We start from the raw sequence: 19769 nt of genomic DNA on the forward strand, positions 1-19769 counted from the left end.
CCGTCTAAGTGCGCATTCAGCGCTCCAGCAGGCGCTCGCGTTGGGTGCGTTGCTGTTCTTGTTCGGCCAGGGCTGCCGGGGTTTGCAGGCGGGCGGCGGGCAGTTCGATGGTGAACTGTGAGCCGCTGCCGGGGGTGCTCTGGATGTGGAGCTGGCCACCGTGGCGCTGCACGACGTGTTTGACGATGGCAAGCCCCAGCCCGGTGCCACCAGTTCCGCGTGAGCGGCTGCGGTCGATGCGGTAGAAGCGCTCGGTCAGGCGCGGCAGGTGTTCGGCGGCGATGCCTGGGCCGCTGTCTTGCACGGTAAAGCGGGCGCTGCCGTCGGCCAGCCAGCGCCAGTGCAGGTCGATGCGCCCGCCGGCCGGGGTGTAGCGCACGGCGTTGGCGATCAGGTTGGAGAAGGCGCTGTGGATTTCCTTGTCGGCCCCGGCAATGCGGCCGGGCTGTTCTGGCCATGCCGGGCTGGGCTGGGCTGGCGCAAAGTCCAGTTGCAGGCCCTGGCTGTCGTCGGCGTAGTGCAGTGTGATGCGGTGCTGGGGCTGGCCGCCGGTGTTCGATGTGGCAGTCGATGCCGCAGTCGATGTGGCCGACGCTGCCGCAGCGCCAGTGCCAGCGCCTGCTGGCAGCGCCGCCAGCGAGGCCGAGAGGGCCAGCGCCTCGTCGCGGCAGCGCAGCAGCATGGTTTGCACTTCGATGAATTCGCCCAGGCTGGGCAGCGGGCTGCCTTCCAGGCGCGAGAGGGTCAGCAAGTCCTCCACCAGCACTTGCATGCGCTGGGTCTGTTGGCGCATGCGGCCGTAGTAGTGCATGCACTGCTCGGGCGTCAGTGGCAGGGTTTGCAGGGTTTCGACGTAACCGGCGAAGATGGTCAGCGGGGTGCGGATTTCGTGCGAGACGTTGGCGATGAAGTCGCGCCGCATGGCTTCGTTGTGTTGCACATGGGTTTCGTCTTGCGACAGCAGCAGGCGCTTGCCCTCGCCGTAGGGGAAGATTTGCACGGCCAGTCTGCTGCGCCCGGGCAGGCCGTGCGCGTCCAGGCTACGCCCGTCCATGTGCAGGCGTTCGCGGAAGTCGCCCACGGTGCAGTAGCTGGCAAATTCGGGGTCGCGCACCAGGGTCAGCAGGTTTTGCCCTAGGTCTTTGTGCGCGTCGAGGCCGAAGTGCGCACAGGCCTGGCCATCCAACCATTCGATGGCCCATTGCGCATCGAGCAACATCACGCCATTGGGCGTTGCCTGGATGGCCTGGCGCAGCTCTTGCAGGTTGCCCTGCAATTGGGCCTGGCTGCTCTGGTGCTGTTGCTGGCGCTTGCGCCAGAAGTACTGCAGCTCGGCCCAGATGCCAAACAGGCGCGGCGCTGGCTGCTCGGCTGACGGCGCGGGCGACTCGGCTGGCAGGCCATCGCGGCGCAGCCAGCGCAGCAGCCGCGCTTGCTGCCAGGCCTGCCACAGCCACCACAGCCAGGCGGCGCACCAGGCGCCCAGCAGCGCCAGCCAGCCCTGACCGCTCAGCCACAGCAGCGCCAGCGCGGCGGCCAGTTGCACCCAGAAAAAGGACCACCAGCGCATTAGCGGGCCTCTTGCACACGATGGCGCGCGCGGGCACTCATGGGCGCTCCAGTCATGGGCGCTCCAGACCGCCGAAGCTGGGCAGATGCCAGTGCCAGCGCAGCGCCGCCAGGCGGATGAGCAGCGTGACCACCATGCAGGCCAGCATGGCCCAGCGCGCATCGCCCCACCAGGCGTGGCTGAGCACCAGCACCAGGCCGCCGGCGATGCCGGCCGTGGCATAGACCTCGCGGCACAGCACCATGGGCACTTCGCGCGCGAGCACGTCGCGGATCATGCCGCCGCCCACGCCGGTGAGCACGCCCATGGCCACGGCGACGATGCCCGGCGCGCCCAGCTGCAAGGCCTTGTTGGCGCCAATGGCCGTGAAGGTGGCCAGGCCCAGGGCATCGGCGCGCAGCAGTAGCCAGCCCACACGCTCGTGCGAGAGCGGGCGCAGCAATGGCACGGCCAGCACGCAGGTGGCCACGATCAGCATCAGGTATTCGGGCTGGGTGACCCAGAACACCGGGCGCACGCCCAGCACCAGGTCGCGGATGGTGCCGCCGCCAATGGCGGTGACTGTGGCCAGCACCAGCAGGCCAAAGCCGTCCATGTGCAAGCGGCGCGCCAGCAGCACGCCGCTGAGTGCGAATACCACGGTGCCCATCAGATCCAGGCTGTAGAGCAGGCGGTCGGGCATGGCGGCTTGAAGCAAGGCGTCGTTCATGGGGGCAGTGTGAAGAATGGGCTAAACAGGCCTGGAGAGCCTGCGCATGGTGTCTGCGCAGGGCCTTTGCCAAGTATCGGGGCAAACCGGGGCTGCGCTGCCGCTCAGAGCCTGTTCAAAATCTCGGCGCGAGTGGGCAAGAAGCGGTTTGGGGTGGGCTGCAAGGCGCAAAACGCAGCCATAGCTGGGGCTATGGCGAGGCTTTGCGGGCGCAGCAGAGCGCCCAAATCCGCTCTCTTGACCGCCGTGCAAAGATTTTGAACAGGCTCTCAAGAACGACACCCAACAGTCTTTTAGGTGACAAATCGGGCCGCCGATGCGGGTTTGCCCGATGCCGCGCCGCCTGCGTGTCGATACCCTTGCGGCTTGCTTTGCTGGCCCCTGATTGCGCCATGTTGCGCGCGCCCTGCCCAGCCAGCCCCATCAACCATTCAAGATTCAAGGAGATCGCCCCCATGTCTTTGCAGCGCCCCAACGCCGTCTGGCACGCCGTGTTTGCTGCCACCACCACACTGTGCGCACTGGGCGCGGCCGGCAGCGTCCAAGCCCAGCAGGGTGAGACGGTGAAGATTGCCTGGATCGACCCGCTCTCGGGGCTGATGGCTTCGGTCGGCAGCAATCAGCTCAAGAGCTTTCAGTACGTCAGCGATTACTTCAATACGCAGAGCAAGAACAACCCGGCGGGCGTGAAGTTCGAGGTGCAGGGCTTTGACAACAAGCTCAGCCCGCAGGAGACGGCCAGCCTGGTGCGCTCGGCCATTGATCAGGGCTTTCGCTACATCGTGCAGGGCAATGGCTCGGGCAATTCGCTGGCCATCATGGAGGCGCTGGAGCGCCACAACGCGCGCAACCCGGGCAAGGAGGTGGTGTTCATCAACCATTCGGGCGTGGACCCGGAGATGACCAACGAGAAGTGCAGCTATTGGCACTTTCGCCTCGATGCCGACACGACCATGAAAATGCGCGCGCTGGCGCAGTTCATCGGCCAGCAAGGCGAGGTCAAGAAGGTTTATTTGATCAACCAGAACTACGGCCACGGCCAGCAGGTCACGCGCTATGCGCGCCAATACCTCAAGGAGTACGCGCCGGATGTGCAGATCGTCGGCGAGGACTTCCACCCGCTGGCGCAGGTGCGCGACTTTGCGCCCTACATCGCCAAGATTCGCGCCTCCGGCGCCGATGCCGTCATCAGCGGCAACTGGGGCTCGGACTTGTCTCTGCTGGTCAAGGCCGCCAACGACGCGGGCCTCAAGGACGTCAAATTCTTCGTTTACTACGGCACGGCCAGCGGCTCGCCCACAGCCTTTGGCGCGGCAGCCGAGGGCAAGGTCTATGAGGTGTTCTACAGCCACATGAACCTGCCCGGCGAGATCGGCGAGATCACCCGCGGCTTCAAGGACAAGTTCAAGGAAGACATGTACACCACCTCGGTCTACAACGGCCTGGCCATGCTCTCGCACGCCATGCACAAGGCCGGCTCGACCGATCCGCTCAAGGTTGCCGCCGCCATGGAGGGGCTGGAGTTCCCCGGTGCGCACGGCACGCTGACGATGCGCAAGGACGACCACCAGCTGCAACAAGGCCTGTTCATCACGCGCTGGAGCAAGGCCAGCGATGCCATGCCCTACTCGCAGGAAAACACTGGCCTGGCCTTCCAGCCGGTGCAGCACTTCGAGCCCGCGCAGGCCAGCACGCCCACCACCTGCCAGATGAAGCGCCCCTCCTGATGGGGGCGCAGAGGCCAGGCGCTGCCCTGTGCAGCGCCCGCTGCGGCCAGGCTGCGCGCGGCTTGGCGCCCTTCCCTCCCCCGCACCGATGACCAGCCATGAGTTTTGAATTCTTCGTCATATCGCTGCTCAACGGGCTGAGCTATGGGCTGCTGCTGTTCATGCTCAGCTCTGGCCTGACCCTGATTTTCAGCATGATGGGCGTGCTCAATTTTGCGCACGCGAGCTTCTACATGCTGGGCGCGTACTTTGCCTACGTCATCTCCAGCGCTGTGGGCTTCTGGGCTGCGCTGCTGATTGCGCCGCTGCTGGTGGGCGCGCTGGGCGCGGCGTTCGAGCGCTTCAGCCTGCGGCGCGTGCACAAGTTCGGCCACGTGCCCGAGCTGCTGGTGACGTTCGGCCTGTCCTACCTGGTGCTGGAGGTCGTGCAGCTGATCTGGGGCCGCGCGGCCGTGCCCTATGGCCTGCCACCATTCCTGCAAGGGCCGCTGTTCACGCTGTTTGACACCCAGTTCCCCCGCTCGCGCGCCTTCATCATGCTGGTGGCGGTGCTGATGCTGGTGTCGATCTGGCTGGTGCTCACGCGCACGCGCATCGGCCTGGTGATCCAGGCGGCGCTGACGCACCCGGAAATGGTCGAGGCCCTGGGCCACAACGTGCCACGCGTGTTCATGCTGGTCTTCGGCGGCGGCGCAGCGCTGGCCGGCCTGGCTGGCGTGATCGGCGGCAACACCTACATCACCGAGCCGGCCATGGCGCTGGCCGTGGGCCCCATCATCTTCGTGGTCGTGGTCGTTGGCGGCATGGGCTCGCTGGGCGGGGCCTTCATCGCCTCGCTGCTGATCGGCATCATGCAAACCTTTGCCGTGGCCATGGACCACTCGCTGCTGGGCCTGTTGCAGAGCCTGGGCGTGCAGGCCGGCCCCGAAACCTTCGGCTACCCGGTGCTGCGCCTGACGATTGCCCAGGTTGCGCCCATCCTGCCGTACCTGCTGCTGGTGCTGATGCTGATCCTGCGCCCGCGCGGGCTGATGGGCAAACGAGAGGGTTGAGACATCATGAACACCACCACCCACACCCCCACTGCCAAGACCGGCGACGCACGCGCGCACCTGCCCGCGCCGGCCCACGTGCCCATGCTCAACAAGTGGCGCATCATCATCTGGGGCGGCTTTGCCCTGGCGCTGCTGCTGGCACCCAAGGTCTTCACCAGCGGGCTGGCGCTGAGCATGCTCTCGCAGATGGGCTACCTCATCATCATTTGCCTGAGCTACAACATGCTGCTGGGCCAGGGCGGCATGCTCAGCTTCGGTCACGCCGTGTACGTCGGCCTGGGCGCGTTCATTGCCATCCACGTGCTCAACAAAGTCGGGGACGGCGCTTTCTTCGTGCCGGTGACGCTGATCCCGCTGGTAGGCGGCCTGGCCGGGGCCTTCTTTGCCGCGCTGTTTGGCTACGTCACGACCAAGAAAGCCGGCACGACCTTCGCAATGATCACGCTGGGCATTGGCGAGCTGGTGGCCTCCATGGCGCTGATGTTCCCCGAGTTCTTCGGCGGCGAGGGCGGCATCTCCACCGATCGCGTGGTGGGCCAGCCCTTCCTGGGCATCACCTTTGGCCCCTCGATCCAGATGTACTACCTGATCGCGGCCTATTGCTTTGTCTGCACGGTGCTGATGTTCGCCTTCACGCGCACGCCGCTGGGGCGCATGCTCAATGCCGTGCGCGACAACCCCGAGCGCGTGGAGTTCATCGGCTACAGCACCCAGCGCGTGCGCTACCTCTCGTTCATCATCTCGGGCTTCTTCGCCGGCATCGGCGGCGGGCTGATGATTCTGAACTTCGAGATCATCACCGCCATGGACAGCCTCAACGCCGTGCGCTCGGGCGCTTACCTGCTGTTCACCTTCCTGGGCGGCGCCACGCTGTTCTTCGGCCCCATCATCGGCGCCGTGCTGATGGTGCTGGCCACCGTGCTGCTCTCTGAGCTGACGCAGGCCTGGATGCTGTACCTGGGCATGGCCTTTTTGTTCATGGTGATGTTCGCCCCCGGCGGCGTGGCCAGCATCGTCATGCACAACGTGCGCGTCATGCAGTTTGGCCGCTTCGGGCCGCTGCTGCTGCCCTACGTGGCCCTGGCGCTGGCAGGCATTGCCGCCTTTGTGGCCTTTGCCGCGCTGATCGAAATGGTCTACCACCTGCAGATGAACGCCATCATGAGCCCCGAGCTGAAATTCATGGGCCTGACGCTCAACGTGCAGGACAAGACCCACTGGGCGCTGACAGTGGCTGCAGCCGTGCTGGGCGCCATCGTTTTCGCGTGGGTGCGCCGCGGCTTCATCAAAGTCTGGCACCGCCAGCAAGAGCTGATCGAAGCCGACTTGCGCGCCCAGCGCGGGGAGGCGCCAACAGCAGTCAGGCCAACAGGAGCCAGCACATGAACACCCATACTTCGTATGCGCTGCAACTGCGCGGCCTGACCAAACACTTCGGCAAGACCGAGATCATCCGCGGCGTCGATCTGGCCGTGCAGCGCGGCGAGCGCGTGGCCATCATTGGCCCCAACGGCGCGGGCAAGTCCACGCTGTTCAACCTCATCAGCGGCCGGCTGCAACCCAGCAGCGGCGAAGTCTGGCTGGGCGGGCAGCGCATCGACGGCAAGACACCCTATGAGATCAACCGCCTGGGGCTGGCGCGCAGCTTTCAGGTCAGCAACCTCTTTCCCAAGCTCAGCGTGTTCGAGAACCTGCGCTGCGGCCTGCTGTGGCACACCGGTTACCGCTACACCTTTTTGCGCTTTCTGGCCAACCTGCACGATGCCAATGCCCGCACCGAGGCGCTGCTGCACCGGCTGCACCTGGAAAAGCGCCGCAACGAGCTGGCCATGAACCTGACCTATGCCGAGCAGCGCGCGCTGGAGATCGGCATCACCATCGCCGGCGGCGCCGAGGTGATCCTGCTCGACGAGCCCACCGCCGGCATGAGCAAGACCGAGACTGCGCACTTCATCGAGCTCATCAAGGAAGTCACCGAAGGCAAGACCTTGCTGACCGTGGAGCACGACATGGGCGTGGTCTTCGGCCTGGCCGACAAGATCGCCGTGGTCGTCTATGGCCAGGTCATCGCCTTTGACACGCCCGAGAACGTGCGCGCCAACCCGGCCGTGCAGGAGGCCTACCTGGGCTCGGTGCTGGCGCAAAACCAGGCCAGCGCCGCCCTGCAGGGCACAGCCCCCCAACCCGCACAAGGAGAGCGCGAGCATGCTGCGCATTGACCAACTGCATGCCTATTACGGCAAAAGCCACATCCTGCACGGCGTGCAATTCGACGTGCGCCGCGGCGAGATCCTGGCCCTGCTCGGGCGCAACGGCTCGGGGCGCTCCACCACCGCCAAGGCCATCATGGGCCTGGTCGATTGCACAGGCCAGATCCTGCTGCAGCGCCCAGATGGCAGCAGCGTCAACCTGGTGGGCAAAAAACCCTATGAAATCGCCCACCTGGGCGTGGGCTACGTGCCCGAAAACCGCGACATCTTCCCCAAGCTCACCGTGCATCAAAACCTCATGCTGGGCGAGAAAAGCGGGCACAAGGGCAGCAGCCGCTGGAGTTTTGAAGACTCCTACCGCCTGTTTCCGCGCCTGCGCGAACGCCAGCACACCGAGGCGGGCGTGCTCTCCGGCGGCGAGCAGCAAATGCTCGCGCTGTGCCGCGCCCTCATGGGCGACCCCGACCTGGTGCTGATCGACGAGCCCACCGAGGGCCTGGCGCCCAAGATCGTCGAGCAGGTCGGCCAATTCCTCACCACCTTGCGCGAGCGCGGCGTCTCGGTGCTGCTGATCGAGCAAAAGCTCACCATCGCCCTGGAAATCGCCGACCGCTGCCTGCTCATGGGCCACGGCAGCATCGTCTTTGACGGCACGCCCGAACAGCTGCGCGCCGACGCCGCCATCCGCAAGGAATGGCTGGAGGTTTAGCAGCCTGCCAAGCCTTTTCTCTTTCTCAGAGAACCTGGTCAAAACCTCGGCAAAAGCGGGCAACACGCGGTTTGGGATGGCTGCAAGGACAAAAACGCAGCCAAGCCCATAGCGCGTTGCCATTGGTATCGGTATCGGCACGTTTTGCAAGGCCGCAGGCTGCCCACATCCGCTTGCTTGCTCACCGTGCAGGGATTTTGAGCAGGCTCTCAAAGCCCGGCGGCCGTAAAGAAGAAAGCGCAAACAGGCCTCAGAGCCTGTTCAAAATCTCGGCGCGAGTGGGCAAGAAGCGGTTTGGGGTGGGCTGCAAGGCGCAAAACGCAGCCATAGCTGGGGCTATGGCGAGGCTTTGTAACGCAGCAGAGCGCCCAAATTCGCTCTCTTGACCGCCGTGCAAAGATTTTGAACAGGCTCTCAGAACAGGCATTCACATCTTTTGCGCTGGCATTACACCCAGGCCTGCGCCCTTGGCCCCGGCACGGCCAAGGGCCGTAGGTCATAATCGCGCCCATACTCGGACCGCCCCTTCCGCCATGGAAGGTGTGCTCAGGCGGTCGGCGTCAAGCTTCAAGCCACACGCTGCCGGCCCAGGTCCTGCCGCCCCCATTCACTTGAGAAAGAGCTGCTTCATGTCCCACACACTTCGTATCTCGCTCATCGCGCTCGCCAGCGCCGCCGTGCTGGCCGCCTGTGGCGGCAGCGACGACCACAACGACGGCTACGTGCCGCCGCCCGCACAACCGCCGGTGCTGAACATCACCAAGGTTGACGGCCGCTACCACCACAACAAAAGCCACCAGGACTCGGGCTTTCGCGCCATGAGCAGCATGGCCCCCAGCGCCAACCAGGCCACAGAGATCGCGCTGCCGGCGCTGGATGCACAGGCCCAAGATCAGAAAGATACCCAGAGCGACGCCCTGGGCGGCCCCATCCTGATCGCCCACCCCCAAGCCGTGGCACAGGCCCAGACGGCCCAGCAGCTGGCCAGCCTGCTGCACTGGAGCCAGGACGCGCAAGGCCAACAAGTGGCCGCGCTGCGCGTGCAAGCCGCCGATGCCCTGGGCATTCGCCTGGGCCTGCTGGTGCAGGCGCTGCCCGATGCCGCGCTGCTGCGCTTTTATCCAGACAGCAAGACGGCGCAAGGCTATGAAACCACGGGCGCAGAGATCAACGCCGTGCTGCGCCTGAACGCCCAGGCCGGCGAGCAAGGCGACGCTGCCCGCACCTGGTGGTCGCCCGACCTGGGCGGCGATGCAGTGACCCTGGAGATCGTCCTGCCTGCCGGCAACGCCGCCGAGGCACTGCAACTGGCGCTGCCCAACATTTCGCGCCGCTTCGTGGACATCGACAGCGATGCCGCGCTGCAAGCGACGCCAGCGCAGCGCGCCGGCCTGAGCAAGGAGCGCATCCCCAGCGCAGGCAGTTGCAACCTGGACATGAGCTGCTACTCCAACGGCAGCGCCGAGCGCGATGCCGTGGCGCGCATGTCCTTCGTCAAGGACGGCAAAGGCTACTTCTGCACAGGCACACTGCTCAACGATGCCATCCAGTCGGACATCCCCTACTTCATCACCGCCAACCACTGCATCAGCTCGCAAACGGTGGCCGGCAGCCTGCAGACCGACTGGTTCTTCCGCACCGCCAACTGTGGCAGTTCCTACCTCGATGCGCGCCGCACGACCCGCACACGCGGCGCGCGCCTGCTGTTCACCAGCAACGTCGCCCAGGGCTTCGATGCCACGCTGCTGGTGCTCAACGACGCCGCACCGGCCGGCACCTACCTGGCGGGCTGGGATGCGGGCCTGAACAACTCGATCCAGAAAGTCTTCTCACTGCACCACCCCAGCGGCACACTGGGCAAGATCTCCGGCGGTGAAACCCAGAACTACGCCAACTGCGATGGGCGTCGCTGCCAGGCCGCCATCGACGGGCGCGGCCGCTACTACGAAGTGCGCTGGGGCGATGGCACCACCGAGGGCGGCAGCAGCGGCTCGGCCCTGTTCACGCAATCGGGCCACGTCATCGGCACCCTGCATGGCGGCACGGCCAGCTGCTCGGCCCCTGACGAGCCCGATTTCTACGGCCGCTTGGATCTGGCTTTTGAAAGTGGCCTGAAGAACTTCCTGGCCGCCGCACAACGGCCATTCTGAAAACTGCTGCCCTCCACAGCCCATGGCCTACAAGCCATGGGCTTTTTTCATGCCTACTAAACTGCTGCGCGCCAGCAAAACTGAGTCAAGGGCTGGTCTGGATTTTTCAAACATTGATTTACAAAACAATGCTTGAAAAACCGGGGCTTTATGCCCAACTCAGGCTTTCTGTCATTAACCCCCGCATCTGCGGATTTTCAAAAAAGGAAAAATCAAATGGGTATCACAGCCATCATCGGCACTTTGTTTATCGGCCTGATCGTGGGCCTGATCGCCCGCGCCCTCAAGCCTGGTCGCGACCCCATGGGCTGGATCATGACTGCGCTGCTCGGTATTGCCGGTTCTTTCCTGGCCCGCTTTCTCGGCGCGCAAGTCGGCTTCTACCGTGCCGACGAGCCCGCTGGCTTTATCGCTTCGGTGATTGGCGCCATCATTTTGCTGGTCATCTGGGGCGTCGTGGCAAAGAAGTAAGTTTGCCGCGTTCTCAACGCCTGTCCTCCAGAGGCCCGCACGGGCCTCTGTCTTTTTCTCCTCTGTCTTTTTCTCGACAGTGCCTCCACGGCACGCATTGGAGTTGGAGTGGCCATGATGAAAACCCCTCGCCTGAATACCCCACCCTCAGCGCTGGAGCTGGCCCAAGGCCATCCCCAGCTGGAAGAGGCCGTGCGCCGCAGCCGCAAGATCATGCACCGCAAGGCCCTGATGGCCGCTGTGGCCAGTTCCGTGCCCGTGCCTGGCCTGGATTGGGCCGCCGATGCAGCGCTCTTGAGCAAATTGATTCCGCAAATCAACCGCGAATTCGGCCTGAGCCCCGAGCAAATCGACGCTTTGCACCCGGAAAAGCGCGAGCAGGTGCAAAAAGCCATCGCCATGGTCGGCTCGGTGCTGATCGGCAAGTTGGTCACGCGGGAGATGATCGTCAAACTGGCCACGCGCATCGGCCTGCGCATGACCAGCAAGCAGGCCGCCAAGTTCGTGCCACTGGCTGGGCAGGCCATTTCCGCCAGCATTGGCTATGCCGCACTGCGCTATTTGGGCGAACAGCACCTGCGCGAATGTGTGCAGGTCGCGCGCCAGGCTCAGCTGCTGCTGGCCGCCCCTGCCAGTGGCGAAGAAACGCCCGGTGGCAACACGCCTGTGCGCAGCGCCTGAGAACCTGAGCAAACTCTCGGCGCGGGTGGGCGCCTTCCATAAAATAGCGCCCACTATGAGCTCCTTGCAAACCACTCTGATCGTTCTGGGCATTGTCGTCGTGCTGGCGGTGGTGGCCTACAACCAATGGCACCACATCCGCCACGCGCCGCGCAAGGCCCGTCGGCCTGCCAAGGATGTCCCCCCCAGCGCACAGCCATCGCGCAAAGAGCCGGGGCTCGATGACACCGGCCTCGCACCGCAGCCTGGCGCCAACAACGGCCCGCAGGAGCCATCGCTGAGCCCCGCAGCGCCCACCAGTTCAGCCGCGGCCGCCGAGCACGCGCCAGGCACTGGCCTGTTCGGCTTGGGCAAGGGCCTGGGTACAACAGCCCAAGCCGCAGCATCCGGCGAGCCTGCAGCTGCCACTCCAGCCACGGCTGCGCCCCAGTCCAGCGCCGCGCTGGCCTCCAGCACAGCGCCCGCCACAAACGCCGCAGCGCCCATGCCTGTGCAGTCCCTGCCCCCAGGCAGCCCCGGCCTGGAGTTCGACAGCCTGGTATTCAGCGTGGTCGAGCTCGCGCTGGACAAGCCCATCTCCGGCGATGCCGCGCTGGCTGCGCAGCCTCCAACGCGGCGCATCGGCAAAAAACAGTTTTTGATTCAAGGTCTGAACACACAAACCCGGCAATGGGAGGCGCCGCACGCCGGCTCCAAGTACAGCCAGCTGCAAGCGGCCATCCAACTGGCCAACCGGCAAGGGGCGCTCAACGAAATCGAGTTTTCCGAATTCGTGCTCAAGACGCAGGAATTTGCCGACGCCATCGGCGCAGCGCCGGACTTCCCGGACATGCTGCACGAAGTGGCGCGCGGGCGCGAGATTGACCACTTCGCGGCCCAGAACGACGCCGTGCTCAACCTGATGCTGCTGGCCAAGCGCGCCACCTGGAGCCCTGGCTACGTGCAGCAGTGCGCCGCCCGTCACGGCTTCAAACCCTCGGTCACGCCCGGGCGCCTGGTGCTGCCCGCCGTCGCCCCCCACGCCCCGCCAGTGCTGGTTCTCAGCTACGACGCCCAGGCCGCCATGGCCGATGATCTGGACCACGTGCCAGTGCACGAGCTGCTGATCACCCTGGATTTGCCCAACGTCGACCGCACGGAAAACGCCTTCGAGCGCCTGCGCGGCATTCTTGATGAGCTGGCCGAAACCATGGAGGCCCATGTCACCGACGCCGATGGCCGCAAGCTGCCGGCCATGGCCATGGATTCGATCGGCAGCGACATTGATCGCCTGTACGACGCGCTGGAAGCGCGCGGCTTCCCCGCCGGCAGCCCCTCTGCGATGCAGCTCTTCAGCTGAGGCCTGCACGCCATGCCCGCCCATACCGAACTGCATCAGCAGGCCGCCGCCCTGCGCGCCCAGCTCAATCGCGCCGCCCACCAGTACTACACGCTGGACGAGCCCGAAATCCCCGACGCCGAGTACGACCGCCTGTTCCAGGAATTACAGGCGCTGGAGGCCGCGCACCCCGAACTGCGCACGCCCGACTCGCCCACGCAGCGCGTGGGCGGCGCCGTGCTGGACGGCTTTGCCCCCGTGCGCCACCGCGTGCCCATGCTCAGCATCCGCACCGAAACCGACACCAGCCCCGCCGGCGCCCAGCGCTTTGACGAGCAGGTGCGCAACCACCTGGCGGGCGAGCTGCGCCGCTGTGAGCTCAAGGCCAGCGACCCGCGCCACCGCTCCGAGCCGCTGCACGCGCTGGCCCTGGCCGCGCTGGCCGGCCAGCCCATCGCCTACGTGGCCGAGCCCAAGTTCGACGGCCTGGCCATCAGCCTGCGCTACGAGCGCGGCGTGCTGGTGCAGGCGGCCACGCGCGGCGACGGCGAAACCGGCGAGGACGTGACGCAGAACATCCGCACCATCGGCCAGGTGCCGCTGCGCCTGCATACCGAGGGCGGCGCCCCACCTGCCCCGCCCGTGCTGGAAGTGCGCGGCGAGGTCTACATGCGGCGCGACGATTTCGAGGCCCTGAACGAAACCCAGCGCCAGAAAATGGCCGCGGGCGACAAGGCCGCCAAGACCTTCGTCAACCCGCGCAACGCCGCCGCCGGCGCGGTGCGCCAGCTCGACCCGGCCATCGCCGCCAGCCGGCCGCTGAGCTTTTTCGCCTACGGCCTGGGCGAAGTTACGCCGCCGACCGAAGGCGGGCCGGACTGGGCCAGCCACTGGCAGGCACTGCAAGCACTCAAGGCCTGGGGCTTTCCCGTCTCGGCGCTGGCGCGGCCAGCCAGCGGCGCGGCCGAGCTGATCGCCTTTCACGCCGAGGTGGCGGCGCAACGCGACGCGCTGCCCTTTGACATCGACGGCGTGGTCTACAAGGTGGACGCGCTGGCCCTGCAGCGCGAGCTGGGCTTCGTCACGCGCGAGCCGCGCTGGGCCGTGGCGCACAAATACCCGGCGCAGGAGCAGCTCACCCGCGTGCAGGCCATCGACGTGCAGGTGGGCCGCACCGGCAAGCTCACGCCCGTGGCCAAGCTCGCGCCCGTGTTCGTCGGCGGCGTCACCGTCACCAACGCCACGCTGCACAACGAGCTGGAAGCGCGCCGCAAGGACGTGCGCGTGGGCGACACCGTCATCGTGCGCCGCGCCGGCGACGTGATCCCCGAAGTCGTGGCCGTGCTGCCCGACAAGCGCCCGCCCGGCGCGCTGGAATTCACCATGCCCGCGCACTGCCCCGTCTGCGGCAGCGCCGTGCTGCGCGAGGAAGGCGAGGCCGACCACCGCTGCACCGGCGGCATCTCCTGCCCGGCGCAGCGCAAGCAGGCGCTGCTGCACTTCGCCTCGCGCCGCGCCCTGGACATCGAGGGCCTGGGCGACAAGCTGGTCGAGCAGTTGGTGGACGGCAACGTGGTGCGCAGCCTGCCCGACCTCTACCGCCTGGGCCTGGCCCCGCTGGCCGCGCTGGAGCGCATGGCCGAGAAATCGGCGCAAAACCTGCTGGACGCGCTGCAAGCGTCCAAGCACACCACGCTGGCGCGCTTTCTCTACGCCCTGGGCATACGCCACGTGGGCGAAACCACGGCCAAGGACCTGGCGCGCCACTTCGGCCGGCTGGAGGCGGTGATGGACGCCAACCCCGACCAGCTCCTGCAAGTGCCCGACGTAGGCCCCGTGGTGGCCGGCAGCATCCACACCTTCTTCGCCCAGCCGCACAACCGCGAAGTGGTGGCGCAGCTGCGCGCCGTGGGCATCACCTGGCCCGAGGGCGAACCGGCCGCCCACGCCCTGCTGCCGCTGACGGGCAAGACCTTTGTCATCACCGGCACCCTGCCCAGCCTGAGCCGCGAGCAGGCCAAGGACATGCTCGAAGCCGCCGGCGCCAAGGTGGCCGGCAGCGTCAGCAAGAAAACCCACTACCTAGTGGCCGGCGCCGAGGCCGGCAGCAAACTGGAAAAAGCCCAGGCCTTGGGCGTGCCCGTGCTGGACGAGGACGGCATGCGGGCGCTGCTGGCAGGGCAGGCGCCTTTGTCCGACTGAGCCCTCCCAGTCAGTGCGCCCTCAGGCGCACTGGCGCAGGGCAAAAAAATGGGCCATCGCTGCGATGGCCCATGCAAGGTTTTTTGGAGTTTTTTTCTTTGGTTTCGATCGTGGGTCGACCGTTATGGTTTGGCCAGCCTGCCCCTGCCAAGGCGGCCTTGGGGCAGGCCAGCGGATCAATGCCCTGCGCCTTCGTCCATTTGCGATTGCAGATAGTTGGGCAGGCCTGTTTGCTCAATCAGCGACTGCTGGGTTTCCAGAAAGTCGATGCGCTCCTCCACCTCATCGAGCATGCCCTGCAGCAGATCACGCGAAACAAAATCGGCCACCTGCTCACAGTGCGCGATGCCGGCCTTGAGCGTGGCTTGTGATTCGAGCTCCAGAGCCAGGTCGCATTCCAGCAATTCGGCCACGTCCTCGCCAATGCGCAGCTTGCCCAAGTCCTGCAAATTAGGCAGACCGTCGAGCAAGAAAATGCGCGCCATCAGCTCGTCCGATTGCTTCATGGCCTTGATCGAGGCCTTGTACTCCGTCTTGCCCAGCACGCCAAAGCCCCAGTGCTGCAGCATGCGGTAGTGCACGAAGGTCTGGTTGATATTGGTCAGCAAGATTTTGAGCTGCGCCTGCAAATGGCGCATGACTTGGGGATCGCCGGTCATGGTTGGGCTCCTGTTCGTGTCCTTGAAAAAAATGGCGAACCGGGCCATCAAAAGCCATGCCGCCCAGGCACATAAGGCGCCGGGCCTGCATGCAACGGGCGCCATTGTTCCAAGCCGCGCAGCGCCTGGCAATGCAAGCCCCCTTGCGCACGGTTTTGTTGCACGTGAGATTAAGAATGTTTCCTATGCCTTGCCAGGGCACACCCGGGCAGGCAGCGCGCGGCCACACACTCCAGCGGCGGCCTGCATGGGTGCGCTGGCGCTACAGCAAGGCATCCAGCGCGGCCAGCAAGGCCTGGCTTTGCTGCGGCGTGCCGATGCTGATGCGCAGGTGCTCGCGCAGGCGGGGCTTGTCGAAGTGGCGCACCAACACCTGGCGCTCGCGCAGCCCGGCGTAGAGCTGCGCGCCCGCATGCTGCGGATGCCGCACAAAGAGAAAGTTGGCGCACGAGGGCAGCACTTCAAAGCCGCGCTGTTGCAGAGCCTGTGCCAGGGCCTGGCGCGTGGCGACGATGCGGGCCGTGCAATCGCTGTAGTAGTCCCAATCCTGCAGCGCCGCCTGGGCCCCGGCCTGGGCCAGGCGCCCCAGCGGGTAGGAGTTGAAACTGTCCTTGACGCGCACCAGGGCTTCGATCAGCGGCGCCTGGGCCATGGCAAAGCCCACCCGCAGGCCTGCCAGCGCCCAGGATTTGGACAGGGTGTGCACCACCAACAAATTGGGGTAGCGCGCCACCAGTTGCACGGCCGACTGCGCGCCAAAGTCCACATAGGCCTCGTCGATCAGCACGGCCGATTGCGTGAAATGCGCCGCCAGGCGTTCGATGTCTTGCAGCGGCAAGGCCATGCCCGTGGGCGCATTGGGGTTGGCCAGTACCACGCCGGCACAACTGGCCGGGTCGATGGCCAGATAGTCCTCAATGGCGATGCGCCAATCCTCGCGCAGCGGCACTTGCTGCATCTCGATGCCGTGCAACTGGCAATAGACCTTGTAGAAGCTGTAGCTGATGTCGGGCATCAGCAGCTTGCGCCCAGGGCGCACGAACAGAGCCCGGAAGGCATGGCCCAACACCTCATCGGAGCCGTTGCCGACGAAGACCTGCTCGGCATCGATGCCGGCGCTGGCATGGCGCTGCGCAATGGCTTGGCGCAAGCGCAAAGACAAGGGATCGGGGTAGAGCTGCAACCCCTGCTGGGCGGCCTGCGCAATGGCGGCGATCACCTGGGGCGAGGGGCCGTAGGGGTTTTCGTTGGTGTTGAGCTTGACGAGATCGGCCACCTGCGGCTGCTCGCCGGGGATGTAGGGCTCCAGCGCCTGCAGGCCATCGCTCCAGAAGTTCATGGTTGGATTCAGTGTGTGTTGGGCTGTTGAGATTCAGTGTTGCGGCGGTGTTTTCGATCCAAACTCCGCAGACGCGCCTGGTAAAAACCAAGGGCCTGTTCAATCCTGCGCCGGCGGCTGCTCCAGGCTGCGGTAGGCCGCATTGAGGCGTTGCATGGTGCCGGCATTGAGTTCGCGCTGCGCCCTTTGCCATTGGGAGGTGGCCTGCTCGATAAGGGGCCTGAGGCGCTCGGCCCTGGCCCGGTCGCCCTGCTGGGCTGCGACGATGGCGTATTCGGCATGCACATGAAAGCCGCCATGGCGCTGCGCCAGCTGCTCGAACAGGTCATAGGCCGCAGGCACATCGCCACTGGCCGCCAGCGTCTGCGCCTGCAGGATGCCCACTTCCTCGGGGCGAAAGCCTGGCTGCTCGCGCTGCAGGAATTGCAGATGCTCCAGGGCGCGCCCTGGCTGCCCAGTCAGCGCAAAGGCCTGCGCCGCGCCCAGGCGGATGTCGGCATCGTTGGCAAAGGGGCCGCTGAGGCATTGCGCATATTCGTTGGCCGCTTCTTCGGCCTGGCCAGCAGCCAGCAGGGCCGCTGCCAGGCGCATGCGATTTTGCGCGGTGGGCGTGTACTCCCAGGCCTGGCGCGCCTCGCGCAGCTCCCGGCCCGGGTCCAGCACCTGCCCGGCAGCGGCCATCAGCTTGCGCCCTTGGCGCTGCATGCGCTGGTTGCTGGGCAGGTAGATGCTGAAGAAATAGGCCACGCTGCCCAGCAGCGGGAATGAGAACAGGATGAACAGCCAGTAGCTCTGCTGGCGCGTGCGCACCGCGTGCACGGCAAAAAACAGCGCCACCAGCAAATGCAGCCCAAGGCCGATGAATGGCATGCCCGTCTCCGATCTCTCAAGAAAAGAAGCGGCGATTGTAGATAGAGATGCGCCCTGCCCGGCTCTGTTGGCAGGCGCAACAGACTGCCTCCTCAGCCCTGCTGCGCCGGCGCATCAGGCTGGGCCATGGGTGCGGCCTGCTGGAAGGCCGGCTGTGCCAGGCAGTGCCGGTACACCGCCATGGTCAATGGGTAAGCCTCCGTCTCGCACTGCATGCGCAGCGCATTGGATACCTGCGGCACCAGGCAGCAATCGGCCCAGCTGGGCTGCGCGCCCAGACAATAAGGGCCTGCATGGCCCTGGCTACGCAGCTGCGCCAACAAATGCTCCACCACCTGCAGGCCCTGGGCAATCCAGTGCGCGTACCAGGCGTTTTTGCGCGCATCGTCCAACCCCAGCTCTTGTTGCAAATAGCGCAGCACGCGCTGGTTGTTCACTGGGTGGATGTCGCAGGCAATGGCATGGCACAGCTCCAGCACGCGCGCCCGCTGGCGCGGCTCGGCCGGCAGCAGCGCCGGCTGCGGGTGGCGTTGCTCGAGGTAATCGAGAATGGCCAGCGACTGCGTCAGCGCAAAGCCATCGTCGTCAATCAGCAACGGCACGCTCCCAGCCGGATTGCGCGCCAGATACTCAGGCATGCGCTGCTGCAGCGTGCGCAGGTTGATGGGCAGGTAATCAAAGGGCAGCTGTTTGAGGGCCAGCGCAATGCGCACTCGGTACGAGGTCGAGCTGTAGAAGTAATTGTAGAGCTGCATGCTGCGCTCCTGCAGGGTCGATTCAGTTTCTCAGTTGCGGCGCGTCTGCAGGCGCTCCGGCAGAGCCTTCAGGGCAGTGGTGCAAGCGTTGTCCGGGAAAGCGGCCAGGGCCTGCAGGGCGCGCTGCGCCTCGGCTTGAGCGCATTCACGCGCCACCTGCAAGGCCCCAGTGCTGCGCACGATGGCGATCACTTCTTCGAGCTGATCGACCGAGCCTTGCTCAATGGCCTCGCGCACGGTGCGCGCCTGCTGCGCATCGCCGCGCTGCATGGCCACGATCAGCGGCAGCGTGGCCTTGCCCTCGCGCAGGTCGTCGCCCACGTTCTTGCCCATTTCCTGGGCGCTGCCGTCGTAGTCCAGCACATCGTCGATGATCTGAAAGGCGGTGCCCAGCGCCTGCCCGTACACCGCAGCGGCCTGCTCCAGCGCCGCATCGGCTCCGGCCAGAATGGCGCCAACTTGGGTGCTGGCCTCGAACAGCTTGGCGGTCTTGGAGCGGATCACTTGCAAATACCCGGCCTCGTCCAGCGAGGCATCGTGCATGTTGATGAGCTGCTGCACCTCGCCCTCGGCAATGATGTTGGTGGCCGCAGCCACGACCTGCATGACGCGGATGTTGCCCGTGGCCACCATCATCTCGAAGGCGCGCGAGTGCAGAAAATCGCCCACCAGCACGCTGGCGGGGTTGCCAAAGCTTTGATTGGCCGTGGGACGGCCGCGCCGCATCGTCGACTCATCGACCACGTCATCGTGCAGCAAGGTCGCTGTGTGGATGAACTCCATCACCGCAGCCATTTCGTGGTGGTATTGCCCTTGGTAGCCCAGAGCTTTGGCCACCAGCAGCAGCATGGCCGGGCGCAGGCGTTTGCCACCCGCAGAAATGATGTAATGCGCCACCTGGCCGATGAGTGCAACATTGGTGGTCAGCCGCGCAGCGATCACTGCATCCACGGCCTCCATGTCCTGGGAGATCAAGGTCAAATCTTGGTCGTTGCGAGTCATTGCAAAAAAGCCCGGCGGCGATGGCGCCCACTGCGCCTGAAAAAAGGAAAATTATAGGGAGATTGCCAGCCTCCAAGGCCGCACCAAGGCACCGAAATGCCAGAGCCTGCGGCCATGTAAACGCCGTCGAACAAGAACGCATCTCAAGCGCTTTTGCATACCTATCCGTATGCATACCGCCTGGCTGGGGGCTTGTCTTCACAGGCCCTGCACGAAGGCCGATACTGCGCTCCAATTCAAGCTACGCAATAAGTGAGTGGGCAAGGCCCACAAAGCGCCTTTTCGAGTACCGCACAAGCCATAGGCGCCATGGCACAGCAGCCTTGGCTGCCCTGACATTTT

17 protein-coding genes are annotated in these 19769 nt (G+C 65.5%); 10 read left to right on the plus strand and 7 right to left on the minus strand.

Annotated elements, in window-relative coordinates; all coding sequences use genetic code 11:
• Positions 1-16: 16 nt before the first annotated feature.
• Positions 17-1570, minus strand: coding sequence for an ATP-binding protein (locus CK620_RS14355; RefSeq protein WP_238946120.1), 1554 nt, complete (start codon positions 1568-1570; stop codon positions 17-19).
• A 52-nt stretch (positions 1571-1622) separates the two neighbouring features.
• On the minus strand, positions 1623-2279 hold the full coding sequence (locus CK620_RS11845; RefSeq protein WP_238945049.1) for a trimeric intracellular cation channel family protein: 657 nt from the start codon (positions 2277-2279) through the stop codon (positions 1623-1625).
• 455 nt (positions 2280-2734) lie between these two features.
• On the opposite strand from CK620_RS11845, the gene CK620_RS11850 reads away from it, so the two are divergent.
• The 10 genes from CK620_RS11850 to ligA all read left to right on the plus strand — a co-directional run bounded on the left by CK620_RS11850 (position 2735) and on the right by ligA (position 14802).
• Positions 2735-4006, plus strand: a complete 1272-nt coding sequence (locus CK620_RS11850; protein WP_095550503.1) for a branched-chain amino acid ABC transporter substrate-binding protein — start codon at positions 2735-2737, stop codon at positions 4004-4006.
• A 98-nt stretch (positions 4007-4104) separates the two neighbouring features.
• Positions 4105-5058 carry a branched-chain amino acid ABC transporter permease gene (locus tag CK620_RS11855; protein WP_095550459.1) on the plus strand — a complete coding sequence of 318 codons (954 nt, stop codon included), beginning with the start codon at positions 4105-4107 and terminating at the stop codon, positions 5056-5058.
• A 6-nt stretch (positions 5059-5064) separates the two neighbouring features.
• Positions 5065-6447 (plus strand): branched-chain amino acid ABC transporter permease, encoded by a 1383-nt coding sequence (locus CK620_RS11860; protein ID WP_095550460.1) that lies wholly within the window; start codon positions 5065-5067, stop codon positions 6445-6447.
• On the plus strand, positions 6444-7280 hold the full coding sequence (locus tag CK620_RS11865; protein ID WP_095550461.1) for an ABC transporter ATP-binding protein: 837 nt from the start codon (positions 6444-6446) through the stop codon (positions 7278-7280). The genes CK620_RS11860 and CK620_RS11865 overlap by 4 nt, the downstream gene beginning before the upstream one ends.
• Complete coding sequence (locus CK620_RS11870; RefSeq protein WP_095543334.1) at positions 7267-7980, plus strand: ABC transporter ATP-binding protein; 714 nt, start codon at positions 7267-7269, stop codon at positions 7978-7980. Before CK620_RS11865 ends, CK620_RS11870 begins: the two co-directional genes overlap by 14 nt.
• 629 nt (positions 7981-8609) lie before the next feature.
• The gene (locus CK620_RS11875) at positions 8610-10130 is read left to right on the plus strand and encodes a trypsin-like serine peptidase (protein ID WP_179290647.1); all 1521 of its coding nucleotides are present in this window, start codon (positions 8610-8612) and stop codon (positions 10128-10130) included.
• Positions 10131-10352: 222 nt separating this feature from the next.
• Positions 10353-10601 (plus strand): GlsB/YeaQ/YmgE family stress response membrane protein, encoded by a 249-nt coding sequence (locus CK620_RS11880; RefSeq protein WP_095550504.1) that lies wholly within the window; start codon positions 10353-10355, stop codon positions 10599-10601.
• Positions 10602-10715: 114 nt separating this feature from the next.
• Complete coding sequence (locus CK620_RS11885; protein WP_238945908.1) at positions 10716-11282, plus strand: hypothetical protein; 567 nt, start codon at positions 10716-10718, stop codon at positions 11280-11282.
• A gap of 55 nt (positions 11283-11337) precedes the next feature.
• Entirely contained in the window at positions 11338-12621 is a 1284-nt protein-coding gene (locus CK620_RS11890) for a cell division protein FtsZ (RefSeq protein ID WP_095550463.1), read from the plus strand.
• Positions 12622-12633: 12 nt separating this feature from the next.
• Positions 12634-14802 carry an NAD-dependent DNA ligase LigA gene (ligA, locus tag CK620_RS11895; protein WP_095550464.1) on the plus strand — a complete coding sequence of 723 codons (2169 nt, stop codon included), beginning with the start codon at positions 12634-12636 and terminating at the stop codon, positions 14800-14802.
• Positions 14803-14978: 176 nt separating this feature from the next.
• Here ligA and bfr read toward each other — a convergent pair whose 3' ends face one another.
• The 5 genes from bfr to CK620_RS11920 form a co-directional block, all read right to left on the minus strand.
• Positions 14979-15461 carry a bacterioferritin gene (gene bfr, locus CK620_RS11900; protein ID WP_095543330.1) on the minus strand — a complete coding sequence of 161 codons (483 nt, stop codon included), beginning with the start codon at positions 15459-15461 and terminating at the stop codon, positions 14979-14981.
• A gap of 262 nt (positions 15462-15723) precedes the next feature.
• Positions 15724-16800, minus strand: coding sequence for a histidinol-phosphate transaminase (hisC, locus tag CK620_RS11905; RefSeq protein WP_095550465.1), 1077 nt, complete (start codon positions 16798-16800; stop codon positions 15724-15726).
• Between the two features lie 99 nt (positions 16801-16899).
• On the minus strand, positions 16900-17670 hold the full coding sequence (locus CK620_RS11910) for a hypothetical protein (RefSeq protein WP_095550466.1): 771 nt from the start codon (positions 17668-17670) through the stop codon (positions 16900-16902).
• Between the two features lie 92 nt (positions 17671-17762).
• The gene (maiA, locus tag CK620_RS11915) at positions 17763-18425 is read right to left on the minus strand and encodes a maleylacetoacetate isomerase (RefSeq protein WP_095550467.1); all 663 of its coding nucleotides are present in this window, start codon (positions 18423-18425) and stop codon (positions 17763-17765) included.
• A 30-nt stretch (positions 18426-18455) separates the two neighbouring features.
• Positions 18456-19385 carry a polyprenyl synthetase family protein gene (locus tag CK620_RS11920; protein WP_095550505.1) on the minus strand — a complete coding sequence of 310 codons (930 nt, stop codon included), beginning with the start codon at positions 19383-19385 and terminating at the stop codon, positions 18456-18458.
• Between the last annotated feature and the right edge of the window lie 384 nt (positions 19386-19769).

This window comes from Vandammella animalimorsus (assembly GCF_002285285.1).
Lineage (GTDB): Bacteria > Pseudomonadota > Gammaproteobacteria > Burkholderiales > Burkholderiaceae_C > Lampropedia > Lampropedia animalimorsus.